This window comes from Paraburkholderia sp. GAS38 (assembly GCF_050434965.1).
Lineage (GTDB): Bacteria > Pseudomonadota > Gammaproteobacteria > Burkholderiales > Burkholderiaceae > Paraburkholderia > Paraburkholderia phenazinium_A.
On the sequence record NZ_JBNDJO010000016.1, the window covers coordinates 156,496 to 182,790 of the forward strand.

The window sequence follows — 26,295 nt, forward strand, 5'->3', positions numbered from 1 at the left end:
AAAAAACTGATGGCATTTTGTAGCGGTGTACGGCGCCCGGTGGCCGGCGACGACCGCTTCTTTCTCTATGGCAGATTCCGCAGCATCCACGCAGTCCCGTACGACCCGCGCCAGCTCGACAAAGCGGCGCGCGAACACTGTCTCCACCGAGACCGAAAACAAACTGGCGCGCGCCGCCCGCTCGGCACAGCGCCTCGCCCAACTGAGCGATGCGTCGCGCGACGACAGCACGCTCGATATGTTCCCCGACGATCCGACCCGCGCGACCGTGGAGGCGATGAATATCGACATCCGGCAAGGCACGCTGCATGGCTTTGAATTGCCGGACGTGGTGCTGGCTGCGGTGGGTGGGACCACTAGTCTGGATGCCGTGGCAAGCGCCTCGTCCGATACGCGGGCCGCGCGTCGGGCGCCGCGCGAGAAGGTCGAGCCAGCCTATGCTTCGGTGCCGCTGGACGGCTTTGAACGTATCGAGCCGACGCGGAAGGTCAGTGAGCCTAAGGATGAGTCTGACCGTGTTGTGGGCGCGAGCGGTTCGGTGTCTGAAAAGGCGGATGCCTCAGCGCCGGTGGGCGGTTCGCAACCGGTGTTGCCGGTTGGTCCGACGTTGATCTCGCCGTCGATGGCGGCGGCGAATCTCGTGCGCAGTGTGACTGCGCGGCGTCAGGTGGCTGGTGGGGCTTCGTCTGTTCCGACGGACGCGGTTGTGCAGACGGGCGCGGCTCCTCAGCGGTTTGATGCGGCCTTTGCCAAGGCCGCTGCGGCTCCGGGCGACAGCGCTGTGGCGAGCGGTGGAGCATCGCCGGAGGGTGCGGCGGCGGCCGCTGCTGTTTCTGCGGCTGCACAGGTCAAGGCGCCTGCTGCTGACGCGGTAAGGCCGTTGGTGGACGATGCCGTGGGAGCAGAGGGACCGCCCACTGCGCCCGAACTCGACCGCGCCCGTGCGACGGCCTTCGCCGATACCGTCGACGCCCTCTACGGCGTGATTTCCGATCAGCGTCGCGCGGCGACCGATCACTCGCGCCGGATGAAATGGATGCTATCGATTGTGGTCGGCGCGCTGCTCGCGACGGTGGCGATCGGCATCACGCAAACCGTGCTGCTGATGCGTCTGACGCGCGAAACCACCGCGCAGCAGCACCGTATTGAACAACTGATGCAGAACCAGCAAGCAGCGATGACGAGTCTCCTCGACGCACATCTGGCTGCGGCGAACGCGACGGCTCCCGCGCCGTCCACGGCTTCCGCTTCTTCCACTCCGGCTGTGGCGCCTCGTACCCCTGCCACGGCCCCTGCGCCGGCCAGCAAGCACAAAGCCCACGCGCATGTTCACAAGCCCAAAGCGGCGCCGACCCACTGATCGACCGAGCCGGCCGGCCGCGAGCCCGCGCGCCGGTCTCCCGCTCAACCGGCTGTTCCTTACGTTTCGCGACGATCGATTGACCGCATCGGCTTGATCCGCTGTGGTTTTTTTGTGCGCGCCTGTCCTCGGTGATAGGCGCTGTAAGGAGAGATGCCGCGGTAGCGCCTCCCGTGGCGAAGCGCGGGACTTAAACTTTCATGGCTGACGCACAAGCGATGGACCGGACCCCCGGCCAGCTTCCTGACGAGGGCGACGATGGCGACGAGCGAGCACAAGTTTTCGATTGATGAGCTGATCCAGGCGCTGCTGCGCGCCCAAGGCATTCACGAAGGGCACTGGGCACTGAATGTCGAATTTCTGGCGACCGGAACGGCTGCGAATGCGCCTGCCGGTCCGGGCAAGACGCTGCCGGCGCTGCTCGTATCGGTCAACAGCGCGACGCTGGTACGGACCGAGGGTACGGTGCACGGGGCGATCGACGCGGCAGTCGTCAATCCGAGGAAACGCGCCGTGGAGGCGCGCCCCGCCCGCGCCAGGAAGCCGCACACCAGCACGTTACAGTGACTTTGAGAAGGTGATAGGGCCAAAACGCCCGATGCTGAAGATGACCCTCCAGGAAGCTTTCTCGTTGTAATGACGCAACGCAACATCCCGCCAAAGCGATGCGACAACGGACCACACTAAAGAAATGTTGCATTGCACTAGCTTTTTCCTAGGGAAAACCCTATACTTCTTCTTAAGGGAAAACCCTAGCACCAAATTAACCGGGAGTCGCCATGAGCGTTATCTTTGCATTGTTCCAAAAGGTCAGCGACCTCTTTGCGTCGCCGCATCTTCCGATGGATTCGGACTACTCGTACGAAGCGCGTCACCGCGAAGCAGAACGTCAGCGTCGCGCGCAATCTACGCTGTTCGGTATCAAGCTGAGCGATTAATTCGCCAGACTTTGGCGCGGTCAGTCGCGCCGGTCGCGTGGTTTCGGACGCGCGATGCTGTATTTAAGCCACGGTCTTGCCGTGGCTTTTGTTTGTTTACGTTCTTGCGTGTCGCCGGCAAACGTCTAAAGAAATGGGGTCGCCAAGACCCGTTTCCGAATATTTCCTGGCCGAAATGAATGTAACAGGGGCTGACAGCCCTATTGCATCGGGTCGCCCTACAGCCTTCGGTAAGCCACTATCAAGCTTGCGCATTGCCTGCGGAGCAGGGCGCTCATTGCTCCCCGATTTGGAAACTTCCTCTTACAAGCGCTCACGTCTTTAAGCATTCGGGCTCGCTAAAGTCCTTCTCAAGCGCCGGTGCTAGACAGCGGTTTCTGTCATGCGGTCCGGGCGACATCAATCTTGAAAGGGAGGTCCAATATGAAAACGTGGAACAAGACATCGCGTTCGATTCTCGCAACCCTGCTGGCCGGCGGCGCGCTGCTGACCGCAAGCAGCGCGTTTGCCCAGGCAGACCGCGTGATCATCTCCGCGCCGGGTCCGGTTGTGACGTATGGTCAGCCGCAGATGATTCCGGTTGGGGTGCAGATCGACATCGGCTGGCACGGCGATCGTTACTGGGACGGCCATCGTTATTGGGCGCATGACGACTGGATGCACCGCCATCCGCACGATCCGGATCCGCGCCACCACGACGACCATCGTCCGCCCCCGCACGATTATTGATGCAGCGCGTAGCGACGCGGTCGATGCGTCGTGAGATCTGATGAGGCCGGTCTTTCCGCAAGGGGGACCGGCCTTGTTGCTTTGGGCTCGCAAAACTCCGCACTGCGCTATCCTTAAACGCTTTCAGCGACGATTCAGCGGGAGAGCGGCGTGGACAAGGCGGTGGTGGGCGTAGTAGGGACCGGTTTGATGGGCGTCGGTATTGCGACGCAGAGCGCATTGCACGGACATCGGACGATCGTCCACGACGTCGATGCCGCGCGTCTGGCGAGCGTGGCGCCGAAGGCCGAGGCGGTGCTCGACGAACTGATCGACGCCGGCCGGATCGATGCCGCAGCGAAGCGCGCGGCCCTCGCACGCATCGAAACGCACACTACGCTCGAAACGATGTCAGCCGCGCAGTTCGTGATCGAAGCGATTCCCGAGGTGCTCGAGTTGAAGCACCGCTTGTATGCGTCGCTGGCGCAACTGCTCGCCGACGACGCCATCCTTGCCAGCAATACCAGCGGTTTTACACCCGATCAGTTGGCGGTGCCATTGCGTGCCAAAGAGCGTTTCCTGATTGCGCATTTCTGGAATCCGCCGCATATGATTCCGCTCGTCGAAGTGGTGCCCGGCACGGCCACCGACCCGCATGTCACCGAGCAGACCGTTGCTCTGATGAGCGCCATCGGCATGGAACCGGTGGTGCTGACCAAGGCGATTCCGGGCTTTGTCGGCAACCGCCTGCAGTTCGCCGTGCTGCGCGAGGCGCTCAACATCGTGCGCTCCGGCGCGGCGACGCCTGACGTGGTCGACCGTGTCATGAAGGCCTCGCTGGGCCGCCGCTGGGGCATCGTCGGGCCGCTCGAAGGCGCGGACCTCGGCGGGCTCGATACCTTCCTCGATATTTCCACGCACCTGATGCCTGAGCTGGCAAAAGACGAAGACGTGCTCGATCTGTTGCGCGAGCAGGTCGAAGCGGGGCGCGTCGGTGTCCGCAGCGGCGCCGGTTTCTACGATTGGGATGACGCCCATCTGGCGCAGGTGAAGGAAGGCCGCAAGCGGGTGATCAGCCGCGGCTGACACGTCCCAGTATCACTTTCATATTCCAAAGCGCATGACATGAACGACACCTATTTCTACGATCCCGCCAAGGGCCACGGTCTCAAGCACGATCCGTTCAAGGCCATCGTCGCCCCTCGCCTGATTGGCTGGATCTCGACGCGCAGCGCCGACGGTCACCTCAACCTCGCGCCGTACAGCTTCTTCGGCGCGTTTGCGACCTTTCCCGCCATCATCGGTTTTTGCAGCGAAGGCCGCAAAGACAGCATCAGCAATATCGAAGCAACCGGCGAATTCGTCTGGAACCTCGCTACGAAGCCGCTCGCCGAACAGATGAACCGCAGCTCGGCGCCGGTTGGACCGGAGGTCGACGAATTCGAACTCGCCGGACTGACGCCCGCGCCGGGCCGCAGCGTTTCGGTGCCGCACGTCGGCGAATCGCCGGCGGCGCTCGAATGCAAGCTGCTGCAGATCGTGCGGCTGAACAACCTCGACGGCGAACCGATGGACAATTACCTCGCGCTCGGCCAGGTGGTCGGCGTCCACATCCAGAACGCCTATCTGAAGGACGGCCTGTTCGACACGCACGCAGCCCAGCCGATCATGCGCGCGGGCTATCGCGCCGACTATGCGCAGATCGGCGAGATGTTCCAGATGTTCCGGCCAACGGCCTGAAACCGACTCCGCCGCCGCTCCACAGGCTGGAACATTTGATGCTTGGAAACGACGCTCACCGTGCCGTTTTCCTTGCCCGTTCATCCTTCAGGAGCGCGACCATGTCTACCGAATTCGCCACGCAGTTTTCGCATGTCCGTCCGCAAGACACTTCGTATCAGGGCGAGGGGCTGCGCGACTTCTTTCTCTACCGCGATCTGGGCATCGCGCAGGCGACGGGCGGCAAGGTGCTGGCCCAGCTCGTGAAGGCGAACCATGCACCAGAGGAAGGCACTGGCTGGCACCGTCATGAGGCTGATTTCCACATTGTGATCATGCTGAAGGGCTGGGCGCGCTTCATGTACGGTGACAAGGAGACGCTGGTCGCCGCCGGCGATTGCGTGCATCAGGCGCCCGGTATTGTTCACTACCTGTTCGACTACTCCGAAGATATGGAGTACATCGAAATAGTTTCGCCGGCCGATTTCAAGTCGATCGACGTCGAAGGGCCATGCGACGTTCCGGCGGTCACGCCGTGGAAAGGCGTCACCGCGTGACGTGAGGGCGGCTTCGAGGCGGCGCAAGCGCCTCGCCGGTGGTCGCTGAGGCGGCGGCGACATCTGCCGTGACAGCGGAAGCCGCCGGCGCGGCGATAGGCGCCAACGCCACCGGTACCCCCGGTTTGATCGCCTGCGCGCGCGAGCTCACGGCGACCGCGCGCGGCTCGTTGTCGTAGATCACCGCACGCACGCGCGGATAGATATGCCGCTCCCAGCGGTGGCCGTTAAACACCCCGTAGTGCCCCACGCCCGTCTGCACATGATGCGTCTTGAGGTAAGGCCGCAGCTTGTCGCACATGTCCTGCGCCGCGAGCGTTTGCCCGACCGCGCAGATATCGTCCTTTTCGCCCTCCACGGTCAACAGCGCCGTGCGGCGGATCTTCGACGGCTCGATCAGGCGGCCGCCCACCTCCAGTTCATGCAGCGGCAGCGCATGACGCTGGAACACGGTTTCGACTGTCTCCAGATAGAAGTCGGCCGTCAGATCCATCGTTGCGAAGTACTCCTCGTAGAAGACCCGGATCGTGTCCGCCTTGGCCGGATCGCCTTTGGCGCGCTCGTAGTACATCGTCTCGAAGGAGTCGAGGTGACGGCCGAGATTCATCGCCATGAACGCGTTGAGCTGCACGAAGCCCGGATAGACGCGGCGATGCGCGCCGGCAAAGCCGAACGGTACCGCGCTGATCAGGTTGCGTTCGAACCACTCGATCGGCTTGCTCTTGGCGAGCGCGTTGACCTTGGTCGGGTTGATGCGCGTGTCGAGTGGGCCCGCCATCAGCGTCATGCTGGCGGGTTGCGCGGGATGATCGTCCGCAGCCATCAACGCAACCGCTGCGAGGGCCGCGACGGTGGGCTGGCACACCGCCAGCAGATGGGTGCCGGGGCCGATTTTCGCGGTGAAATCGATCACGTGCTGGACGAACTCGTCAAAGCCGAAGCGTCCCTGCGACAGCGGCACGTCGCGCGGGTTGTGCCAATCGGTGATGTAGACGTCGTGCTCGGCGAGCATCGTCTTCACGGTACCGCGCAGCAGCGTCGCGAAGTGGCCGGACATCGGCGCGATCACCAGCACGCGCGGCTGGGCAGGCGATGGGGCGGTTTCCTTGCGGAAATGCAGCAGCGAGCAAAATGGGGTGTGGGCAGCGACTTCCTCGACGATGTTGACGGGCTTGCCGTCCACCTCGATTTCATCCAGCGCGAACGGCGGCCGGGTATGCGTGAGACCCGCCAGGGTAATCAGATCGCACGACGCGCGCAGCGAGCGTCCTTGCGGCGTGTCGCTGAAGGCCGGCCAGGCATCCAGCGAACGGTTGATGAGCGCAGCGCCGTGCCGGGCCGGAAGCATCAGGTCGGCGAACGCCTGGTATGCGGGATATGCGAACAGGTTCATAGCCTTCGCACGAATGCCCAGAAGGAAAGGAGACCGAATAGAGGCAATACGTGTGCCAACGCTAACCGAAGCGTTCGATAGGGGCTCGCGCTGGCATAGCATTTGCGCTATTTCACCCGAGGTGCTGGTTTTGCCGTGATTTGGTGCGCCGACGCACCATGGCGTGCACGCGGCGGCTCCGGTACGCCGCGCGGCACAAACGTGCGCCCGCTTAAGGAGGAGATTCGTATGGCGAATACCACGCTTACCCTTAGCAGCAAGAACTATTCGTCATGGTCGCTGCGAGGCTGGCTGCTGACGAAGTTCAGCGGGTTGCCTTTCGAAGAGATCGTGATGCCGGTCGACGACCCCAGCGCACGCGCCGAATTGCTGTTGCTCTCGCCATCGATTCTCGTGCCTTGTTTGTTCCATGACGGCATCAAGGTCTGGGACACGCTGGCGATTGCCGAGTATCTGAACGAAGTGCAGCCCGATGCCAAACTGTTGCCGCAAGACCGGCGCGCGCGGGCGCATTGCCGGGCCATCAGCGGCGAGATGCATTCGGGCTTCGGCTCGCTTCGTTCGGCACTGCCGATGAACCTGAAAGCGCACTTCCCGGGCTTCAAGGTGTGGGCGCGCGCGCAGTCCGATATCGACAGAATCGTTGCCATCTGGCGCGAGTGTCTGGAGCAGTATGGCGGCCCGTATCTGTTTGGCGAACGCAGCGCCGCGGACGCCATGTATGCGCCGGTGGTGACCCGCTTCGTCACCTACGACGTCAAGCTCGACCCGGATATCGTCGAATACGGGCAGCGCATCCTCGCGCTGCCGGAGATGCAGCAATGGATGGCGGACGCGCAGCAGGAAGTGGATGAGATCGATGAACTGGACGTCGAGTTCTGAGCAGGGCGGCCGTTAGCCTACGACCGTTCGCCCGCTGCTGCCTATCCCGCGGCCAACGCTTAGTCCCGCCGCTGCGCATCCAGCTTGAACACGCTCACCACCTGCGCGAGCCGGTCGGCCTGATCCTGTAGTTCCGCGGCGGCGTGTTCCGCGTCGCCGACAATTGTCGCGTTTTGCTGGGTCGCCTCGCCAATCTGCGTGACGGCGAGGTTTACCTGCTCGATGCCGCCCGACTGCTCGCGCGACGCGACGCTGATCTCGCCCATGATCGCGCGTACCTGGCCGACCCGTTCGACGATGCTGTGCATCGTCGCGCTCGCTTCCTCGGCGATCTTGAAACCGCCTTCCACCCTCGCCGTCGATTCCGCGATCAGCGTTTCGATTTCCTTTACCGACGCCGCACTGCGCTGCGCGAGCGCGCGCACTTCGGAGGCGACGACGGCGAAACCTCTGCCGTGCTCGCCGGCGCGCGCGGCCTCGACGGCTGCATTCAGCGCGAGGATGTTGGTCTGAAACGCGATGCCTTCGATCACGCTGGTGATGTCGGAGATCTTCTGGGACGAGCGGCTGATCTCGCCCATCGTCGAGACGACGCGCTCCACGGCGCGGCCGCCTTCCATGGCCGCCTCGGATGCGCTCGTCACCAGCGTATTGGCCTGTGCGGCGTGGTCCGCGTTCTGCTGCACGTTCGACGTGATCTGTTCCATGCTCGCGGCGGTTTGTTCGAGGCTGCTTGCCTGCGTGGCGATGCGCGAGGCGATATCGCCGCTGCCGGCGGCAATCTTCGCGGTGCCCTGCGTCATGTCGGACGACGCGTTGCGCACCTGGGTCACGATCCGTGCAAGCCCTTCTCCGATGCCGTCGATGGCCTGCATCAAGCGGCCGATTTCGTCGGTGCGGTGGCTATGGCCGGCCGCGAGCCGTACGCTGAGGTCGCCCGCCGCAAGACGCTCGGAGGCCCTCGCGGCTGCCTCGATCGGACGGCTTACCAGGCGCCGCACGGCGATCAGGAACAGCACGGCGAAGCCCGCTACCAGCACAAAACCGATGAGGAGAAAGTGATTGCGGGTGGCGGTGACCTCGGCCATCACCTCGTCGCGCGGCGCGACACCGCCCACCAGCCAGTGCCATTCCGGCACCGTGGTGAACGACACGTATTTGTCGCGCGCGGACGTTTCGCCTAGCGTGGCGTCGGCGGAGCGGTATTCCAACTGGCCTTGCTGCATGTCGAGCATCTGCTTGTAGGGCGCGTTGGCCTCGTCGGCGAGCTGGCCGGCGGCGGCCGGATGCACGAGGAACTTGCCGCGGTCCGCGCCATTCGCCGCATTGAGCACGAAGTAGTAACCGCTGTCGCCGATCTTGAGTTGGCTGATGCCGTCCTGGACCGACTGGATCTGCGCGCCCACGTCGACGCCGACGAACAGCGCACCGATGACCCGGCCGCTCGCATCCGCGATGGGCCGGTACTGGGTGATGTAGCGCTTGCCGAACAGGGCGGCGAGCCCGGTGTAGGGCTTGTCCGCCAGGAGCAGAGCGTAGGCCGGGCCGTTGCGGTCGAGCAAGGTGCCGATTGCCCGGCTGCCGTCCTGCTTCTTCAGCGACGTGGTGACGCGCATGAAGTCGTCGCCGGTGCGGGCGAAGACAGTGGCGATGGCGCCGCTGTTTTGCAGAAACTGGTCGGGGATCGAGAAATCCATGTTGAGGACTTTGTCGCCGGCCTTGAGGGTGGGCGTGGCGACGCCGTTGATATCGACCTTCTGGGTTTCGTCGAGCGTGTACGTGGCCGGCAGGAGGCTGGCAAACAACGTCATGGAGCGGCCGACTTCCGCCGAAAGCCCCTTGTCGAACAGGGCGATCATCGCGGCAATCGAACGGTCTTTTTCGGCGATGCGCGCCAGTACCTGCTCGCTGACCTGCGCGCCGGCCGAGCGGGTGAGTGCCCATGTGAAGGCGGCGAAGATCAGCGCCACTAGCGCGCACGAAAGCATGGCGAGCCTGGCACCGACGCTGGCGCGGCGCAAAGAGAAAATTTCCATGGGATTTCTGCGGGTAAGGATCAAGGAGAGCGCGCGGTCCGTGCGTCGCTGCGGATCGCGCTATTGCTCCATTTACGGCAAATTTCCCGATTTCTTGAGATTGGAAACGGTTACGGACGGGTTTTCAGGGGGAAGTTGGGGGCGTTCAAATGAGCCCGTGCGGATGTCAATGTTACGGATAATTTGGTCTATGTTGAGTATTTAAATGTCATATTTAGTCAGCATAGATAAATTACGTCGATGCATCCCTTGAGAATTTGTAAAATTTGGTCTATGTTGATCTAATAAGTCATCTCATTTGTCAATATAGACCCATGCGACGCCAGAACAAGGAATTTGTCTCGTCGGATCTGAGCCGACGCTCCGAGGCGCTGGGTGCGGCGATTTCTGCTGCCCGCATTGCCCGCAACATGAGTCGGCAAGACTTTTCCGAGCGAGCAAACATCAGTCCGAGCACCCTTGTTCGGATAGAGAAGGGCGACGTATCCGTGAATTTTCTGGCGTGGCTTCAGGCGTTGGAGCGTGCCGGTTTGCTTGGGCTTCTCGAGCCCTTGTCGAATTTGCAGGCCGACGTCATAGGCGAGTCGAAACGAAAGGCCGAGGCACGCAAGCGGCCTCGCAGGAGCGATACGAAGCATGACCCCTACGACTTCTGACACGAAGGACTGGACGAAAACCGTATTTATTTGGCTCGAGGGTGATAGTGAAGCCGTCCCCGCTGGCTTGCTCACCGTTTACGAGCAGGGCATCAGGCCGGTTCGCTCGACCTTCGTTTACGGCAACCGTTACCGCGAGCGCAAGAACGCGATTTCGGTCGATCCAGAGGGACTGTCGCTTGTCGCAGCAAACAGAACAGGCAAGCCGGTGACATTCGAGCCGCCGGCGCAGCTCGCCCTCTTCGGCGCGATACGGGATGCGGCCCCCGACTCGTGGGGGCGGCGCGTGATCGAAAACATGGTCCAGGCCGTACCGAATTCGCTGCCGGAAACCGACTATCTTATGCACGCAGGGCCGCACAGGACGGGAGCGCTCGACTTCCGCGATTCGCCCACGGCGAAAGCCGAAACCGGCAAGCTGCCGGGCGCGAAGGACCTCAAATATCTGCTCGATGCTTCAGCAATGATTCAAGAGGGCAGGCCTGTGCCCCGGAATCTGGAGGCTTACTTTACTGTCGGCGCAACGTTCGGCGGCGCGCGCCCCAAGGCGGTTCTGTTGGACAAGGGGCGGCAATGGCTGGCGAAGTTTCCGGCGCTCAACGACGGCTTCAACGTGCCTCTGATCGAACGCGCTACGTTGGAGCTAGCGCGCCAATGTGGCCTGCGTGTGCCGGAACTTGCGATGGTACAACTTGCCGATGGGCGTGATGTCATGCTGATCGAGCGATTTGACCGGGTGCCGTTGGCGACGGGCGTGTTCGCTCGCCGTCATATCGTCAGCGCCTTGACGATGCTCCAGTTGCATGAGAACGATACGACCAGGGCGCAGTATGCCGACCTCGCTGAGGTCCTAAACACTCATGGCGCCAGCGGCTTTGTTGCGCACGACAAGGTCGAACTGTTCCGGCGAATGGTGTTCAACATCCTTGTCTCTAACGACGACGATCATTTGCGCAACCATGCCTTTGTTTGGGAGGGTGCGCGCGGCGGTTGGAGGTTGAGCGACCTGTATGACGTGGTGCCGAAACCTCAGGTCGCCTCACAGCGGTATCTCGTTCTTGGCGTCGGCCGGAAAGGCCGACTGGCAACGCTCGACAACGCGTCCTCCGCCGCCGGCCAGTTTGGCATTCGGGCCAACGACGCGGTGGCTTACATCAACGAGATCGCGAGCGTTGTGCGGGAATGGCGAACCTATTTCGACGAATTTGGGGTTCCGCAAAGCGAATGCGACAAGGTGGCGAGTGCTTTCCGTAATCCGAAGGACATCGGACTCGCGCTCCTCAGTTAGTCCCCTTCGCCCCACGCCAGGTGCGCAACAACAGCGCATTGGTTACGACACTGACGCTCGAAAACGCCATCGCCGCGCCCGCCAGCATCGGATTCAGCAGACCGAAGGCGGCGAGCGGAATGCCGATCAGGTTGTAGACGAACGCCCAGAACAGGTTCTGCTGGATCTTGCGCCACGTGCGGCGTGAGATGTCGATGGCGTCGGCCACGAGTGCGGGGTCGCCGCGCATCAACGTGATGCCGGCCGCGTGCATCGCGACGTCGGTGCCAGTTGCCATGGCGATGCCCAGGTCGGCGGCGGCGAGCGCGGGGGCGTCGTTGATGCCGTCACCCGCCATCGCGACAATGCCGGCGGTGCGGATCTTCAAATCGCGGATCACCCGGGCTTTGTCTTCCGGCAGCACCTGGGCATGGAATTCGTCGATACCGAGCGCCGCCGCGACACTGGCCGCGCTGCCGTGGTTGTCGCCAGTCACGAGAACGCTGCGGATGCCCATCTGTTTGAGGCGCTCGATCGCGGCGCGCGCAGTCGGCTTGACGGTGTCGCCGAAGGCAAGCAATGCGAGCGCGGCGGGCGGGGTGACGTTGCCGCTTGCGCCGTTCCCCACGCGCATCAGCCACGAGACTGTATTGCCGGCGCTTTCGAGTTGTTGCGCGCGGCTTGCGAGCGCAGGAGGCAGCGCGATGCCCAGTTCGTTTAGCCAGCGGGTGCTGCCTATCGCGAGGGTGCGGCCGTCGATCTCGGCTTCGACACCACGTCCTGGTACGGCACGGGCCTTGGAGGCCGTCGTGGCCTCGTCATCGTCCATTGCCCGCGCTGCCTCTTCATACGCCTTCACCACCGCCCGCGCGAGCGGATGATCGCTCTGCCGCTGCACGGCCGCGGCAAGCGCCAGCGCCGCACCCCGCTCGATCCCGATCGGCTCGAAAGCCGTCAGTGACGGTTGCCCCACGGTGAGCGTGCCGGTTTTATCGAAGGCAACGAGGTTGACGCGATGGGCGATTTCCAGCGCCTCGGCGTCCTTGATCAACACCCCGTGGCGCGCAGCGACACCGGTGCCCGCCATGATTGCTGCGGGCGTCGCCAGGCCGAGCGCGCAAGGGCAGGCGATCACCAGCACGGCGACCGCGTTGAGGATCGCGGTTTCGCCGCCGGCCCCGGCGATTAGCCAGCCTGCCAGCGTGAGCAGAGCGATCACCAGAATTGCCGGCACAAAAATTTCGCTCACCCGGTCGACCAGCCGCTGAATCGGCGCCTTCTCGGCCTGCGCCGTTTCGACAAGCCGAATGATTCGCGCGAGCGTGGTCTCCGCACCGACCGCTTTCGTCGTGACGGCGATCGCGCCTTCGCCGTTGATCGAACCGGCCGTGACCGGATCGTCCGCTTGCTTGGGCACGGGCAGGCTCTCGCCGGTAATCAGCGATTCATCGATGTGAGTGCGCCCTTCGAGTATCACGCCATCCACCGGCAGCCGCTCGCCGGGCCGCACAACCACGATCATGCCGACCCGCACCTGCGCCAGCGGCAACTCGTGTTCCTCGCTGCCGACGCGAATGCGCGCGCGCTCGGGCCGCAGCGCGTTCAGCGCGCGGATCGCATCCGTGGTCTGGCGTTTGGCGCGCGCTTCGAGCCACTTGCCGAAGCGCACCAGCGTAATCACGACCGCCGATGCCTCGAAGTACAGGTGCATCTGCTCGCCCGGATGCACGATGAGCTCGTAGACGCTGATGCCGTACGCGGCCGAGGTGCCGAGCGCGACCAGCAGGTCCATATTGCCCGCGCCGGCCCGCACCGCACGGTAGGCCGCCTTGTAGAAGCGTGCACCGAAGACCACTTGCACGAGCGTGGCGAGTCCGAACTGCAGCCATGGCGGGACGAGCGTGTTCATGCCGTGCGAGCCGAAAGCGCCGCCGAAGCCTTCGCTGATCATCGGCAACATAAGCGGCAGCGTCAGCAGCGCGCACACCACGACCGCCGCGAGTTCGCGGCGGGTGAGCTGCTGGGCGCGCTGCGCGACGGAAGGCGCGGCGTCCGGAGCGGCTTCTTCGACGATCGGCGTTGCCTGATAACCCGCTTTGGTCACCGCGGCAACAAGCGCATCGATGCCGGTGGCGGGATCGCTGAGATTGACGGTGGCCTTCTCGGTCGCAAGATTGACGGACACGCTGGCGACGCCGGGCAGCTTCGCCAGTGCCTTTTCGACCCGCATGGCGCACGACGCGCAGGTCATGCCGCTGATATCGAGTTCGGCGCTTGTCTGCGCGAGGGGTTCGGGAGTAGAAAGATCGGTCATGGTGATAGGGGCTCGGGCGGCATGGGGCCGCGTCATGAGTCCAGTATTCACCTTCCCATGATGGGAAGGTCAAGGACTCATGCAGCGCCCGATGATAGAACCCGAATCATCCGGACCCAGACCAGGGCCAGAACGCGTGAAACGTTCGTGACGCCCTTCAAAACGCCGGCGGCGCATTCAACATGGCCTCGGCGACAGCCTCCTGGACTTCGCTGCCGCCAGCCAGCAACCCTTCCGCTGCGCCGCGGCGGTCGCGAGCCTCCTTGTTCTGGCTGAGCTTCCATTTGCCGACCAGCCGCGTCACCTCAATCTCGATGCCGACAATGGCCCCTAGCATCTGCGAGATATAGTCGGCTGGCGCGTCACCCATCTTCCACGGCTTCGGCTCATTCGCCTCCATCTTGCGGGTAAGCCGCGCGACGAGGCCGCGCAAGAACGTTTCGTCGTCGTGCACGACGATCTTGCCGTGCGCATGCACCACCATGTAGTTGTAAGTCGGCACCTGGCGGTGCGCCTCATGCTTGCTGGGATACCAGGTGGGCGAAATATAGGCGGCCGGCCCCTGGAAAATCACCAGCGTGTCGGGCCGCTCGGCCACTTCCTGCCAGACCGGATTGGCTCGCGCCACATGGGCCCGCAACGTGCCGTGCGGACCCTCGTCCGCAGCGAATTCAAACGGCAAATGATTCGCGTCGAGGCCGTTGGGACCGGTGGTGACGAGCGTGCCGAACGACTGGTCGACGATCAACTGATGAAGAACTTCGGGACGGTTCTCTTCGAAATGTGCAGGGACGTACATGGGGCGCTCCAGGGCGAGAGGGCGGCGAGTGGTGCGAAAGGTGCGTTTGTGCCTTTGCGCTTGCTAGCTGTCAAGGATACGATACAACCCGTTGTTGTCGGGAGCGAGATACGCGGCGCGTTCGCGGGGGCTTGGGAGCCACGTGCGCACAGCCGCAGCTGACCGACGCATCTTCCTGGACCGAACGTTCTGCCACCTGAACGAATGATAAAAACTCGCCGAGAACTGTTTTCGCTTCATTGGACCTGCGCGTCGCTCGCAGGGCTCACATTCCTCGCCGGCTGTGCCTCGACCCCCGTCGACGCGCCCAAGCCCACCGGCTGGATCAAGGACGAGGTGGCCGATTCCTATGTGTTCGGCTACCCGCTCGTGCTGATGGAAGCGGCGCGCGACGCCGCCGTCGGCACCGATCCGGGCCAGGCGCCGCTCAATACCTTGCGTCACGCGCAGGCGTTGCCGCCGGTCGGCTTGGCCAATCCGCCCACGCCGAGTCTCGATACGCTCGATTCGAGCGCCTGGCTCGATCTGGGCGCGGAGCCGGTTATCCTCGCGCTGCCCGATTCGCACGGCCGTTATGTTGACGCGCGTGCGCTCGACATGTGGACCAACGTGGTCTGGTCGACCAGCGCGCAAACGGGGCCGCGTGCCAACGGTATCAAGGAACAGGCGATTGCCTTCGTCGGTCCCGGCTGGCAGGGCGATTTGCCGAAAAATGTTAAACGCATCGACGTACCGACCCGCAACGCGTGGGTGACGGTGCGAATTCAGTCGAACGCCGGGCGTGACATGACCTTGGTCCGCAAACTGCAACGCGGCATTCGCCTCGTGCCGCTGAGTGCCTACGCGAGCGATGCGCGCTCGGCGATCGCGCCGGGCGGCAATGCCGCGGCCGCTGCGGCGTTGGCGGCATCCGGCTCGCCGGCTGCGCAGGTCGCTGCGCTCGACGCGGGCGGCTTCTTTAGCCGGCTGGCGGAGGGCATGCAGGACAACCCGCCGGTGCCAGACGATCCGCACGCGCTCAAGTTCCTCGCCGACCTCGGCGTGAAACCGGGCGAGCCGGTCAAACTGCCCGACGCCAGCGACGCGATTACGTCGGGCCTCAGCGATGGCCGCGAGCGGGTGGTGACGCCGCCGCCCAATCTGCTGAGCGTCAATGGCTGGAGCTGGTTCGGCGACGGTGTCGGTAACTACGGCCCGGACTACGCGCTGCGTGCCTATGCGGCGTACGCGCAGCCGGGCATCGGCACAAAAGACGACGAAGTGCGCGCCACCTTGACGCTGGATAGCGACGGCCATGCGCTGAACGGTGCGAACCGCTATGTGATCCACTTCGCGCCGAACCAGTTGCCGCCGGTACGCGGCTTCTGGTCCATCACCGCTTATACGAAGGAAGGCGCGCTCGGCGAAAGTGCGCCGGCGCGGCTGGCGGTGGGCGATCGCAACGGTGCGCACCGCAATCGCGACGGCTCGCTTGACGTGGTGGTGTCGTCGGTGCGGGTGCGGGCCGCTAACTGGCTGCCGGCGCCGCGCACCGACCTGCAGCTTGTGCTGCGCCTGTATGCACCGAAGCCGCAAGCCACGGATGGCACCTGGCAGCCGCCGGCGGTCGTGCGCCAATAGTGACGGAGTGTGCGTCGCGCGAATGCGACGCACACCGTTGCGGGCGCAAAGGCCCGCAAGGCGATTGTTTCCGAATCCGCAACGCGGGTTCGCGGCGTTGCAGCGAGCGTCACAAAACGCGCCACCTTTGCTCGTTTCACACTCTGTTCATGCGCGTCGGGTGATTGTTTGCTTTCCGCTTACATTCCTATCCCGTACACGCCTCAAGACATATACTTGCCCGAGGCAAGACTTTAGTTATCGCGGCGGGCTTGCCGCCGCATCACCCATGACCGAGCATGGCAAGCCTCAATAAAGCAACCCTGGCATCTTCCCTGCAGGCCGTGCGCGGTGTCGCGCAGGCTCGTCGTACGCGACGTGTTGTGATCGGCCTGCTGATCTTCCTCGTCGTATTCGGTTTGCTCGGCTTTTTCGCGGCGCCGCCGCTGATTCGCCATATTGCCGAGCAACAACTCAGCAAGCAGCTCGACCGGCCCGCCACCATTGGCCGCATCGCGCTCAATCCCTATACGCTCAGGCTCGAAGCGGATCGCATTCATGTCGGCGAGCGCGGCGGCCAGGGCGACTTCGTCGATATTTCGCGGCTGATCGTGAAGCCGTCGTGGAGCTCGCTGTTCCGCGGCGCGCCGATCGTCGATGAGGTGCAGCTCGATTCGCCGCGTTTCAACATCATTCGCTATGACGCGCAGCGCTTCAATTTCACGGACCTGATCGAGAAGTTCGCCAGGCAGCCGTCCAAACCGGATAGCAAGCCGACGCTGTTTTCGGTGTCGAACATCCGTCTCGAGAACGGCCAGATTACCTTCGACGACCGTTTGCTCGGCGTGAAGCACGTGATCGATCAGTGGAAGCTCGGCATTCCGTTTATCGCCACGCTGCCGTCGAAGACCGATATCTTCGTCGAGCCGCTGTTGCGCGCGCGCATCGACGGCAGCCCGCTCGCGATCGACGGCAAGACCAAGCCGTTTGCTGCTTCGCGTGAGTCGGAAGTGTCGCTGCGTTTCGACGGGCTCAATGTGCCGCAGATCCTGTCGTACGCGCCGGCGAAACTGCCGGTGACGGTGCAGACGGGCAAGCTGTCGACCGACCTGAAGCTCAATTTCGTCGTGTCCGACGACGCGCCGTCGCTGCGCGTGACGGGGACCGTCGATCTGAACGATATCGACGTGCTCGACGAGAACAAGCAGCCGTTCTTTGCTGCGCACGCGTTGCATGTCGCGGCGGCGACGCTCGAGCCGCTGAAGAGCGTGTATCACTTCGACGAGATCCTGCTTGATACGCCCACCGTCAATCTGGCGCGCGACAAGGACGGTGTGCTGAGTGTGGAGCGCACGTTTGCGCCGGCGGCAGCGCCTGCGGCGACGAGTGCAACGGCGCAGCCCACTGCAGCGGCATCGGCAAGCGAGGCTTCGTCCGCCGCGAGTAGTGCGAGTGCGGCGGGCGCGGCAAGTGCGCCGGAGGGGGCATCGGCCGCAACCGGCACAGCGGCGAAGGCTCCGGCGCCGCTCGACCTGGCAATCAAACGCTTCGCGCTCAATGACGGGACCATCAACGTTCAGGACGACGCGGCGGCGAGGCCCGTTGCGTTGGGTTTGAAGGGCCTGGCGGTCTCGCTCGCGGACTTCTCGACGATTGCCCCGGCACCCGCTCACTACACGGTGAGCACGCAATTCAAGGACAACCCCGGCTCGCTCGATGCAGCGGGTTCGCTCGGTCTGGTGGCAAAGAGCGCCGATTCGAAGCTCGACCTCAAGACGTTGTCGCTGCCGATGTTGCAGCCGTATCTCGACAGCATGACCGCTGCCCAGGTGACCGACGGTGCACTCTCCGCGACGGCCAACGTCAGCGCGAACTGGTCGAAATCGCCGCCGGACATTCAGGTAGGCGAGAGTCAACTGGACCTGCAATCGTTGAAGCTGGCGGCGCGCGGCAACAAGGAGCCGGTTGTCGCGCTTGCGCAAGGCCAGGTGAGCGTGAAGGCGGTCGACGTCTCGGGCCGTAATGCGGACATCACCGGCGTCGACGCCACAGGCCTCGTGATCAATGCACAGCGTCTGAAGGACGGCAGCATCGATCTCGCCGCGCTTGCCGGACCCCACCAGGAAGCGCAGCAACGCACGGCGATCCATGCAGTCAAGAAGGCCGAGGAACAGGGGCCGGCCTGGCACTACAAGATCGGCGAACTGAACCTGAAGGACGCGACAGCCAACTTCACGGATAACACAACGCCGCGTCCCGTCAAACTCAACATCACCCCGCTGCAGTTGAAAGTGCAGCAGATCAGCGACGATCTGAGCAAGCCCCTGCCCATCGATCTGCAAGCGACGCTGAATCGCAAGGGCACGTTGGGCGTAAAGGGCGACGTCACGGCCACGCCGCTCAAGCTCGCCCTGAAAGTGGACGCCAACCGGCTCGACGCGGCGGCGTTCGAACCGTACTTCGGCGGCAAGCTCAATGCGACGATTGCAAGCGCGCTGCTGAACATGAACGGCGATCTGGCGGCGTCCCAGGTGTCGAAGGCGTTCAAGGCGTCGTATCGCGGTAACGTGGCGCTCGTCGACGTGCGCATGCTCGACAAGGTGACGTCCGACTCGTTTGCAGGATGGGGATCGCTCGCCCTGACGAACCTGAAGGCGAACTATGACGAACACGGCACGGATGTCGACGCTGCACGCGTCACCTTTTCGAACTTCTACGGCCGCGTGCTGCTGGACCCGCAGGGCAAGCTGAACCTCACGGACGTGGTCGCCCATGAGGGCGACTCCAAGCAGTCGCTCACGCGCAGCAAGAGCACCACGGAACCGGTGCCGCTGACGCCGGGGACTGGCAGTGCTGCCGGCGCTGCCGCGGTCGTGCCGGGCTCGGCTGCTGATGCGGTGCCTCCTGTTGCCATTGCTGAGGCCTCCGCGCCTGTGGCCGCTTCTGCACCGTCTGCTGCAGCCTCTGCTTCAGGCGCTTCCGCGAAGGCGAGCACGGCCTCCGCTGCTGCGCCTCCGTCTGCTCCGGTGAAACTGCACTTCGGCCAACTGGTGCTGCAGCAAGGCCGCGTGACCTACACCGATAACTTCATCAAGCCGAACTTCACGGCTAACCTGGTCGGCATTCAGGGGACCATTGGCGCGTTCGGCACACAATCGACGACCTCCGCGCCGGTGGACGTGGCCGCCAAGCTCGCCGCGAATGGACCGCTGTCGATCCGTGGATCGGTCAACCCGCTGATTGCCAAGCCAGCGCTTGACCTGACGGCGAGCGCCCATGACATCGAACTGACCAACCTCACGCCGTACTCGGCGAAGTACGCGGGCTATCCGATCACGAAGGGCAAGCTCAACGTCGATCTGCACTACAAGCTGGATAACGACCAACTGACCGCGAACAACCACATCTTCATCGATCAGTTGACGTTCGGCGATCACGTGGACAACGACACGGCGACCAAACTGCCGGTGCGTTTCGCGATTTCGCTGCTGAAGAATTCGAAGGGCGAAATTGACGTGAACATTCCGGTGTCGGGTTCGCTGTCGAATCCGGAGTTCAGCATTGGCGGGCTGATCTGGCATGCGGTGCTGAATCTGTTGGAGAAGGCCGTGACGGCGCCATTCTCGTTGCTGGCGAACGCGTTCGGCGGCAACAGCGAGGAGATGGGCTACGTTGAGTTCGACGCAGGGTCGGCAAAACTGTCGGATGCCGACAATCAGAAGCTCGATACCATCGCCAAGGCGTTGGCCGACAAGGCGTCGATTCGCATCGATCTGATCGGGCGCGTCGATCCGGCTGTCGATACGCCTGCTTTGCGCACGGCATACGTCGAAAAGCTGGTCAAGCAGGAGAAGGTCAAGGACGTGGTGGGCAATGGCGCGAGCGTCGATCTCTCGACGGTCAACGTCGATCCCAAGGAGTACGACAAGTACCTGGCCAAGGCTTATAAAGATGCCGATTTCAAGAAACCGCGCAATTTCGTGGGGCTGACGAAATCGCTACCCGCCGATGAGATGAAGAGCGCGCTGGCGGAACACGCGCCTGTCGACGATGCCAGTTTGCGTGAGCTGGCGCAGCAGCGTGCACAGAGTGTGCAGCAATACTTTGACGGCAAGATCGACAGCAGCCGGGTGTTCATCGTCGCGCCGAAGCTCGATGCGCAAGGTATCAAAGATAAGGGCGCGACGACGCGGGTGGATTTTGGGTTGAAGTGAAGGGGGAGGGTGCTTACGATGCTCGCGTGTCGCGCTCTGCGCCTTACCCGCTACGTGGAGAACCGCTGCCGCAAGGCGGTCACGACGCGTGCCAGCACGTCGTCCCAGTTACCGCGCTGTGCCTGCGTGAAGAGTTGAACGGCCAGGCAAGCGGCCATGACATTCTGCGGGGCGTGTGGAACACGCCGGCGGTAACGCGATTGCTATCGATCGCCGATTATCCTGTTTGATCGGGTGGCTGGACTCTAGGAATGTTCCGAAACGAAAAATGCCGGGAGCGCGACGTCCTTCGCGCTGCGCTCGTTCACGAGCTTTGCCGTATGCGGTGCCGGTCACATCGACAACCATTTTGATACCACTCTAAGAATTTTCCCATTCCAGTCCTGGACGCCTCTCCCCATACTCTCGGCTCTTACAGCGAGAATGCGTTTTAACGCAGGGAAGAGATGAAATTTCAGCAAACGATGGTGGCGTGCGCGCTGGTCTTAGCCGGCTGTGCGAATCAGGCCCAACGTGACCGACTGGGCATCGAAGATCCCACCTTATTGAAGACTGGCATTGGCGCGGCGCAAGATACCGCCTCCGGCGCAGTTACGCCGCAATGGTTGAGTACCTACGCTCCGATCGCGAGCGGTGGCGAGGCGCTTGCAGCGCTGCAACAGCGGCTCGACAAATTGCCTGTCGGCCAGAACACCTATTTCCATGCGAAAGCGCAATGCTGGATCGACGCCGCGCAAACGGAGTGGCGCGCCCATGATCAGTGGGGCTTCGTCGAGGAGGCGATCGGGCAGGCTGCGATGATCACCTTCGGTTTGGAGAACGATGCGTCGCTGTCCGCCGCGAATCCGGAACTGCGCACGGTGTCGACCGTACGTCCGGATTTATGGAAGATCGTTAATGTCATCAAGAGCGATCCAGCCACCGCACGGTGTCCGGAGGCACAAGTGCCGCTGGCCTGTGCCGAAGTCGAACTTATGCTGGCCGGACACTACGCGTGGAGGCATGATTTCTCTGCTGCTGAGAAGGCGTTACCCGGTATTCAGGGCAACTTACGCAAGGCGGCGGAGGCGGGCTTGCAGTGCGCCCAGCCAAACATTCCGACACCCACCGCGCCGACGCACACACCCGCACCGGACATCACGTTAAGAGCTGATTCGGCCTTCCGCTTCAATGGCAGCGACCTCGCCGCTTTATTGCCGAACGGCAAGAACCAACTCAACGCGGTAGCGGCTGGATTGCAAAAAGTGAAGGGTATCCGGCAACTCAACATCAGCGGTTACACAGATCGTCTCGGCAGCGATGCGTACAACCAGAATCTTTCACTTCAACGCGCACTGACGGTGAAGGCATATCTGGTCAAACGCGGTGTGACGGTGCCGATCACCGTTACAGGGATGGGCAAAACCAAACCAGTGGTGGAATGTGATCAGAAGGACCGCAGTGCACTGGTGCAATGTCTCGCGCCAAACCGGCGTGTTGAAATCGATTTTGTTCGTGGTAGCGAGTGATTCGATATATGTTTAGGAGAACATCAGAATGACCACCATTATGATCGTGGACGACCACCCCGCGTTTAGGCTTGTTACCAAGACGCATATTGTGCAGCTCCTCGGCGTATCTGATGTCTTCGAGGCCGAGAATGGGCAGGCGGCTGTCGAGTTAGCCCGGCTGCACTTGCCGGATCTCGTCATTCTCGATCTCGACATCCCGCGTATCAACGGACTCGAAGTCATTCCGCGTCTGAAGCTGGCTCACGCTGGTGTCCGCGTTCTGGTGCTATCAGGCCAGGATCCCTCGGCCTTCGCCCCACGCGCCATGCGTTCAGGGGCGCAGGGTTTTGTCGCCAAGTCGCAGGAAATGAAGGAGATCATGCGCGGGGTCGAAGCAGTGCTGGCTGGCTATACCGTATTTCCGATGAATGTTGGCGGTGCCGGAGCAGGTTCGTCTATATCCGCTGACCAAGAAGAAGAAAGCCTCAAGCTGCTCTCCGATAAAGAGTTGATGATCCTGCAAATGCTGTCGAAAGGAATGTCAAATAAGGCGATTGGGGACGCGCTTTTCATCAGTAATAAAACGGTCAGTAGTCACAAGACTCGCGTTATGAAGAAGCTGCGCGTCAAGTCGCTCGTTGACCTGATCGATTTTGCGCGTCGTTGCCGAATCGCATCGACTTAGCAATGTCTGCTTCTCTTAAGGAGGAGAGCGTGAACTGTGCATGGATAACAGGCGCTGATGTAGCTTTGGTGCAGTCAAGCGATATCAAAACAACGCTCATCCGCTTGGGCTTTACCCCGGTTACAAATACAGCGGAGGCCCCCGTTGAGCCACGGCGCGTTGGCCTGATCCTGACGTATCTTTCGTCGGGAAAATTTGAAGGCCCTTCCACACCGAGCGGGACTGCGTTGCCCGCAGAGGTACTGCGTATTGCTGTGACGTCGTCTGATGCGCGCACGGCGGCGGCCGGATTCCACGCGGTGCTGGCACTTCCAGTTGATGAATGTTCGCTCGTTGAGGCATTGGCGGCCTGCAGGTATGTCGCCATCTCGGTACGCGAACGGGAGTCGCTGCACGCCAGGATCCGCGAACTGACGTGCGACGATAATGCGGTTGCGCGCCACTTTCTCCGCCTGTTGATCGACACGAACAGATCCACGTTGGCCGAATTGCTAGAAGCATTCAGCACGAGCTCGTGGGGTACCGTGGGGAGTGGCGCACACCGGATGGCCGGGTCTGCACGCATGCTTGATTGCATGGGCCTGCTTGCCTTATTGTCTCGACTTGAAGAGGCGGCGTGCACCCATCAAGCTGCACTGGCACGTGCAATCTTGCAGGTTATCGCCAACACGCTCAACAGTCTGGATGTTTCGCTGCAGCAACTGCTAGACGCAGCATAAGCGTTGCGATTCCACCGGCTGCAACATACATTTCTCAGTCGCTCGTCGTACCGTTTTGCCGGACTACCAGAAAGCGCCCCTGGATTGCATCCGCCGCACCGCCTGAAACGATCCCCCTCATCGAATCCCCCGTGTTGCGATAGTGCAGATAGCGTCCCATCACACGAGGGACATAGTTCATTGTCTCCGCGTACGGCGGTATCTGACCTCCGTACTTCTGTACAGCACCCTCGCCTGCATTGTAGGCCGCCAGCGCCAGTTGCAGATCACCGAACTGTTGCATCAACTGGCGCAGGTAGTGCGCCCCCGCAGAAATGTTTTGACGTGGATCGAAAAGGTTTGATGCGCCGTGCCGAGCGCCAGTGTCCGGCATCAGTTGCATAAGGCCGGCAGCGCCTTTGGGCGACATCGCGAGTGGATTGCCACCCGATTCGACATCGATCACGGCGAGCAACAACGCACTGTCCATCCCAGCGGTGCGCGCGATTTCGTCGACCATGGGTGCGAGCGCCATGACTCGCGATACGGTAGATGGCGTGGGCGTTGCCGGCGAATTCGGAAGCGATCGACCGGACTCGATGATCACCGATAGGCGGCTCGCTTCATCAGACTGCGAGGGGGAGGTAACGGGAGCGACAGTCTGTTGAGTTTGCGAGAGCGGCGCATTGTCGTCCGGATTCGTCATGCCCCCCACCATCATCACAACGCCAGCCGACTGTCGGTCATGGTGACCGGACGAGCCGGCGGCTTGTACGTGGATGGGTGAGCACACCATGCCGGCGATCAGCATTGAACGTAAGCATCGATACTGTCGTGCTTTCGGTGTCAGATCGAGGCGCATTACGCGACACCGCTTTGGCGCGACGAAGCAAGAACTGTGCAGCAAACTTTCCAGCCCCATAACCATTAGGAACCCGTAGGATTTGGAGAATCGTTCACAGCCGAACTTCTCAATGGCGATTGCATGCGGACCATCGTTTCAGAATCCAGTGAAAGCGGCCAGCGGTCTGTCGCGATACCTTGTGCCAAGGGTACCTTGCACAACGAGTCACCGTGCTTAGGCGCACCATAAGGATCCTGATCAGCCGGTTCGCGTGTCAGGATACCCATCGTGCCGATGCTCCCGATCACGTTGACGGCGTAGTAAATCACCTTATTCGCGAGTGGCACATACATGTTGTAACAGTAGTGCACGTGAATCTTGAGAAGATTCGCGTCCTGAATATTAATGTGAGAGGTCGGTCCCACTGTGGCTGAGTCGCGATACATTAGCGAATCGTTGGGGATTTCACTGTACGTTACACCTTGATCGGGATAGAAGCGAGGCTGCGAAAAGTCCCGGATCGCTGCCGAGGTGGGACTGACGACCGTAATCGTGGCGAAGTTGCTCGCGTCGGACTGCGCGGCAGCAAGGGCAGCGTTGACGCCGTCCGCATCGGCGTGGCGCGCATAGATCGGCGCAAGGCCGCGAGCGAGACCCGCTCGCATGGCTTTCATCGAACCGTTGTTTACCGCGCCTTCCCGAGCGGCTTCCAGCACCGCGACATCGAGCGTCGACTTGGCCTGATACAACAGCACGAATTGTACGGTGGCGAAACAGACGAACAGCAACACCGGAGCGATGATGATGAACTCCACCATCGACTGCCCCGATTGCCTGATTCTGCGAGCGCCGCGGATCAATCGGGAGCGATGTGATGAAGACTTCTTCGATCTGAAGTGTAGATAATTCACGTGGACGCCTTCAAAACAAGAGAGGCACCGACCGAAAGCTGATGCCTTCCAGCCGAGCCGGCTGGCAATTCCAGGGTTTGGGTTGCACGAAGGTTGAACAACATGCGTCGCTTCGGCACGTCACGATGGATAGCGACGACGCGTTGGTGTCGATCGAGGAACAGCACATCAATGGCGAAGCCCATGCCGAATGTGTGAACCGACCAGCAGCGCTTGATAAGCAGGGCTTCGTCCAACGGCAAATGGTCACGGCCAAGCAGGCCGCGCATGCGTTCGCGAGTGGTTTCAGTCACCGACACGTTGACGCCGATATCCCGTCCGCTCACATAGAGCCGAGTCAATTTCATAGCAAACCTTCCTGCACGAATTTCATCACGATTGGGAATCCGAGCACGATGAAGGTAATTGGGAAGATGAACAGCAGTAGCGGAAACACCAATTTCACAGGCGCTTCCATGGCTTGCTTCTCGGCACGTTGGAAGCGCTCGCTGCGGCGCTGCTCGGATTGAAAACGCAATGATTTCGCTAAGCCCGAACCCATCCGTTCGGCTTGAACAACCGCACCGACGAAGTTGGTCACTTCCTTGATTCGAAGTCGGTCGTCGAGACGGCGCAGCGATTCCGAGCGGTTCAGACCGGACTTCAAATCGCGTAGCACGTGCTCGAATTCCCAGCGCAGCGGACCTTCAGGTCCTTTTTCAACGGCCTTCTGCAGAGCACCGTTGATGTTCAGACCGGCCTCGACGCCCAGGGTCAGAAAGTCGAGATAGATAGGCAGATGCTTCAGGATTCGTGCCACGCGGCGGCGCCGAACATCGCGTGTCCAGATGCGTGGGTAGAAGTAGCCAAGTAGTGCGGCGCCGAGGAGCACAAAGAACGAGAACATGCCAAGCGCTATCATGGCGAGGAGTGCGATTAGCGTGGCCAAAATCGAAGCGACGATCGACAAGGCGAGGAACTGACGCGCGTTCATCAGGAACGTGAGCGAGGTCAGGCGCAATTGAAGTTCGGTCCTTTCGATGAGCTTCTTGCCGAACTTATCGCCGAAGTGATGCGCCACGAAGTTAACGAGCGGCCATAACATTCGCAGCGACTTAGGCAGCGGATCGAGGAAGACGCGATCTTCATCCGGGACCGATTCGGTCAAACCGTTAATAGATTTGTAGCCGATGATGATGACGGCTATCACGCCAATACTGATAATGAAAGCAATAACAAGCAGCAT

Annotated in this window: 23 protein-coding genes; 15 read left to right on the forward strand and 8 right to left on the reverse strand. The window is 62.0% G+C overall.

Translation table 11 applies throughout. From position 1 onward, the window contains the following. The first annotated feature begins 67 nt into the window (after positions 1-67). From P3T42_RS30755 to P3T42_RS30785, 7 genes are all read left to right on the forward strand, one after another. Entirely contained in the window at positions 68-1,360 is a 1,293-nt protein-coding gene (locus P3T42_RS30755; RefSeq protein WP_429308167.1) for a hypothetical protein, read from the forward strand. Positions 1,361-1,618: 258 nt separating this feature from the next. Continuing rightward, a complete protein-coding gene (locus P3T42_RS30760; protein ID WP_074294048.1) occupies positions 1,619-1,927 on the forward strand; it encodes a hypothetical protein in 309 nt (102 codons plus the stop codon). A gap of 212 nt (positions 1,928-2,139) precedes the next feature. Beyond that, entirely contained in the window at positions 2,140-2,298 is a 159-nt protein-coding gene (locus tag P3T42_RS30765; RefSeq protein ID WP_171991580.1) for a hypothetical protein, read from the forward strand. A gap of 423 nt (positions 2,299-2,721) precedes the next feature. Next, on the forward strand, positions 2,722-3,027 hold the full coding sequence (locus tag P3T42_RS30770) for a hypothetical protein (RefSeq protein WP_074294049.1): 306 nt from the start codon (positions 2,722-2,724) through the stop codon (positions 3,025-3,027). A gap of 189 nt (positions 3,028-3,216) precedes the next feature. After that, positions 3,217-4,092, forward strand: coding sequence for a 3-hydroxyacyl-CoA dehydrogenase family protein (locus P3T42_RS30775; protein WP_429308195.1), 876 nt, complete (start codon positions 3,217-3,219; stop codon positions 4,090-4,092). 39 nt (positions 4,093-4,131) lie between these two features. Next, complete coding sequence (locus P3T42_RS30780) at positions 4,132-4,746, forward strand: flavin reductase family protein (protein WP_074294051.1); 615 nt, start codon at positions 4,132-4,134, stop codon at positions 4,744-4,746. 101 nt (positions 4,747-4,847) lie between these two features. Then, the gene (locus P3T42_RS30785; RefSeq protein WP_429308168.1) at positions 4,848-5,282 is read left to right on the forward strand and encodes a cupin domain-containing protein; all 435 of its coding nucleotides are present in this window, start codon (positions 4,848-4,850) and stop codon (positions 5,280-5,282) included. Here P3T42_RS30785 and P3T42_RS30790 read toward each other — a convergent pair. Next, entirely contained in the window at positions 5,272-6,675 is a 1,404-nt protein-coding gene (locus P3T42_RS30790) for a polyhydroxyalkanoate depolymerase (protein WP_429308169.1), read from the reverse strand. The two genes, P3T42_RS30785 and P3T42_RS30790, sit on opposite strands and share 11 nt — an antisense overlap. 228 nt (positions 6,676-6,903) lie before the next feature. Here P3T42_RS30790 and P3T42_RS30795 point away from each other — a divergent pair, with 228 nt between their 5' ends. Then, positions 6,904-7,557 (forward strand): glutathione S-transferase family protein, encoded by a 654-nt coding sequence (locus tag P3T42_RS30795; protein ID WP_074294054.1) that lies wholly within the window; start codon positions 6,904-6,906, stop codon positions 7,555-7,557. A 59-nt stretch (positions 7,558-7,616) separates the two neighbouring features. On the opposite strand, the gene P3T42_RS30800 is transcribed toward P3T42_RS30795, so the two are convergent. Then, positions 7,617-9,593 (reverse strand): methyl-accepting chemotaxis protein, encoded by a 1,977-nt coding sequence (locus P3T42_RS30800; protein ID WP_429308170.1) that lies wholly within the window; start codon positions 9,591-9,593, stop codon positions 7,617-7,619. A 314-nt stretch (positions 9,594-9,907) separates the two neighbouring features. Here P3T42_RS30800 and P3T42_RS30805 point away from each other — a divergent pair, with 314 nt between their 5' ends. Further along, complete coding sequence (locus P3T42_RS30805) at positions 9,908-10,249, forward strand: helix-turn-helix domain-containing protein (RefSeq protein ID WP_074294056.1); 342 nt, start codon at positions 9,908-9,910, stop codon at positions 10,247-10,249. Continuing rightward, a complete protein-coding gene (locus tag P3T42_RS30810; RefSeq protein WP_429308171.1) occupies positions 10,230-11,537 on the forward strand; it encodes a type II toxin-antitoxin system HipA family toxin in 1,308 nt (435 codons plus the stop codon). Before P3T42_RS30805 ends, P3T42_RS30810 begins: the two co-directional genes overlap by 20 nt. Here the strand turns inward: P3T42_RS30810 and P3T42_RS30815 are convergent. Both P3T42_RS30815 and P3T42_RS30820 read right to left on the reverse strand, forming a co-directional pair. Further along, on the reverse strand, positions 11,530-13,830 hold the full coding sequence (locus P3T42_RS30815; protein WP_429308172.1) for a heavy metal translocating P-type ATPase: 2,301 nt from the start codon (positions 13,828-13,830) through the stop codon (positions 11,530-11,532). The genes P3T42_RS30810 and P3T42_RS30815 overlap by 8 nt on opposite strands. A 157-nt stretch (positions 13,831-13,987) precedes the next feature. After that, positions 13,988-14,629: an FMN-binding negative transcriptional regulator gene (locus P3T42_RS30820; protein ID WP_074294059.1), complete on the reverse strand. Its 642-nt coding sequence runs from the start codon at positions 14,627-14,629 to the stop codon at positions 13,988-13,990. 204 nt (positions 14,630-14,833) lie between these two features. Here P3T42_RS30820 and P3T42_RS30825 point away from each other — a divergent pair, with 204 nt between their 5' ends. From P3T42_RS30825 to P3T42_RS30845, 5 genes are all read left to right on the forward strand, one after another. Beyond that, a complete protein-coding gene (locus tag P3T42_RS30825) occupies positions 14,834-16,249 on the forward strand; it encodes a DUF1254 domain-containing protein (RefSeq protein ID WP_429308173.1) in 1,416 nt (471 codons plus the stop codon). Positions 16,250-16,527: 278 nt separating this feature from the next. Further along, the gene (locus tag P3T42_RS30830; RefSeq protein WP_429308174.1) at positions 16,528-20,442 is read left to right on the forward strand and encodes a DUF748 domain-containing protein; all 3,915 of its coding nucleotides are present in this window, start codon (positions 16,528-16,530) and stop codon (positions 20,440-20,442) included. A 446-nt stretch (positions 20,443-20,888) separates the two neighbouring features. Next, positions 20,889-21,950, forward strand: a complete 1,062-nt coding sequence (locus tag P3T42_RS30835; protein WP_429308175.1) for an OmpA family protein — start codon at positions 20,889-20,891, stop codon at positions 21,948-21,950. 28 nt (positions 21,951-21,978) lie between these two features. After that, positions 21,979-22,617 (forward strand): response regulator, encoded by a 639-nt coding sequence (locus P3T42_RS30840; protein WP_429308176.1) that lies wholly within the window; start codon positions 21,979-21,981, stop codon positions 22,615-22,617. 2 nt (positions 22,618-22,619) lie between these two features. Further along, entirely contained in the window at positions 22,620-23,336 is a 717-nt protein-coding gene (locus tag P3T42_RS30845) for an Hpt domain-containing protein (protein WP_429308177.1), read from the forward strand. Positions 23,337-23,370: 34 nt separating this feature from the next. On the opposite strand, the gene P3T42_RS30850 is transcribed toward P3T42_RS30845, so the two are convergent. The 4 genes from P3T42_RS30850 to P3T42_RS30865 form a co-directional block, all read right to left on the reverse strand. After that, entirely contained in the window at positions 23,371-24,126 is a 756-nt protein-coding gene (locus P3T42_RS30850; protein ID WP_429308178.1) for a lytic transglycosylase domain-containing protein, read from the reverse strand. A 116-nt stretch (positions 24,127-24,242) separates the two neighbouring features. After that, a complete protein-coding gene (locus P3T42_RS30855; RefSeq protein WP_429308179.1) occupies positions 24,243-24,977 on the reverse strand; it encodes a TadE/TadG family type IV pilus assembly protein in 735 nt (244 codons plus the stop codon). 89 nt (positions 24,978-25,066) lie between these two features. Continuing rightward, entirely contained in the window at positions 25,067-25,417 is a 351-nt protein-coding gene (locus P3T42_RS30860) for a DUF192 domain-containing protein (RefSeq protein ID WP_429308180.1), read from the reverse strand. Further along, complete coding sequence (locus P3T42_RS30865) at positions 25,414-26,295, reverse strand: type II secretion system F family protein (protein WP_429308181.1); 882 nt, start codon at positions 26,293-26,295, stop codon at positions 25,414-25,416. Before P3T42_RS30865 ends, P3T42_RS30860 begins: the two co-directional genes overlap by 4 nt.

Bases quoted from the DNA above. Each gene is read 5' to 3' on its own strand.
- P3T42_RS30755 (WP_429308167.1), top strand. From the start codon at position 68: ATGGCAGATTCCGCAGCATCCACGCAGTCCCGTACGACCCGCGCCAGC.
- P3T42_RS30760 (WP_074294048.1), top strand. From the start codon at position 1,619: ATGGCGACGAGCGAGCACAAGTTTTCGATTGATGAGCTGATCCAGGCG.
- P3T42_RS30765 (WP_171991580.1), top strand. From the start codon at position 2,140: ATGAGCGTTATCTTTGCATTGTTCCAAAAGGTCAGCGACCTCTTTGCG.
- P3T42_RS30770 (WP_074294049.1), top strand. From the start codon at position 2,722: ATGAAAACGTGGAACAAGACATCGCGTTCGATTCTCGCAACCCTGCTG.
- P3T42_RS30775 (WP_429308195.1), top strand. From the start codon at position 3,217: ATGGGCGTCGGTATTGCGACGCAGAGCGCATTGCACGGACATCGGACG.
- P3T42_RS30780 (WP_074294051.1), top strand. From the start codon at position 4,132: ATGAACGACACCTATTTCTACGATCCCGCCAAGGGCCACGGTCTCAAG.
- P3T42_RS30785 (WP_429308168.1), top strand. From the start codon at position 4,848: ATGTCTACCGAATTCGCCACGCAGTTTTCGCATGTCCGTCCGCAAGAC.
- P3T42_RS30790 (WP_429308169.1), bottom strand. From the start codon at position 6,675: ATGAACCTGTTCGCATATCCCGCATACCAGGCGTTCGCCGACCTGATG.
- P3T42_RS30795 (WP_074294054.1), top strand. From the start codon at position 6,904: ATGGCGAATACCACGCTTACCCTTAGCAGCAAGAACTATTCGTCATGG.
- P3T42_RS30800 (WP_429308170.1), bottom strand. From the start codon at position 9,593: ATGGAAATTTTCTCTTTGCGCCGCGCCAGCGTCGGTGCCAGGCTCGCC.
- P3T42_RS30805 (WP_074294056.1), top strand. From the start codon at position 9,908: ATGCGACGCCAGAACAAGGAATTTGTCTCGTCGGATCTGAGCCGACGC.
- P3T42_RS30810 (WP_429308171.1), top strand. From the start codon at position 10,230: ATGACCCCTACGACTTCTGACACGAAGGACTGGACGAAAACCGTATTT.
- P3T42_RS30815 (WP_429308172.1), bottom strand. From the start codon at position 13,830: ATGACCGATCTTTCTACTCCCGAACCCCTCGCGCAGACAAGCGCCGAA.
- P3T42_RS30820 (WP_074294059.1), bottom strand. From the start codon at position 14,629: ATGTACGTCCCTGCACATTTCGAAGAGAACCGTCCCGAAGTTCTTCAT.
- P3T42_RS30825 (WP_429308173.1), top strand. From the start codon at position 14,834: ATGATAAAAACTCGCCGAGAACTGTTTTCGCTTCATTGGACCTGCGCG.
- P3T42_RS30830 (WP_429308174.1), top strand. From the start codon at position 16,528: ATGGCAAGCCTCAATAAAGCAACCCTGGCATCTTCCCTGCAGGCCGTG.
- P3T42_RS30835 (WP_429308175.1), top strand. From the start codon at position 20,889: ATGAAATTTCAGCAAACGATGGTGGCGTGCGCGCTGGTCTTAGCCGGC.
- P3T42_RS30840 (WP_429308176.1), top strand. From the start codon at position 21,979: ATGACCACCATTATGATCGTGGACGACCACCCCGCGTTTAGGCTTGTT.
- P3T42_RS30845 (WP_429308177.1), top strand. From the start codon at position 22,620: ATGTCTGCTTCTCTTAAGGAGGAGAGCGTGAACTGTGCATGGATAACA.
- P3T42_RS30850 (WP_429308178.1), bottom strand. From the start codon at position 24,126: ATGCTGATCGCCGGCATGGTGTGCTCACCCATCCACGTACAAGCCGCC.
- P3T42_RS30855 (WP_429308179.1), bottom strand. From the start codon at position 24,977: ATGGTGGAGTTCATCATCATCGCTCCGGTGTTGCTGTTCGTCTGTTTC.
- P3T42_RS30860 (WP_429308180.1), bottom strand. From the start codon at position 25,417: ATGAAATTGACTCGGCTCTATGTGAGCGGACGGGATATCGGCGTCAAC.
- P3T42_RS30865 (WP_429308181.1), bottom strand. From the start codon at position 26,295: ATGCTGCTTGTTATTGCTTTCATTATCAGTATTGGCGTGATAGCCGTC.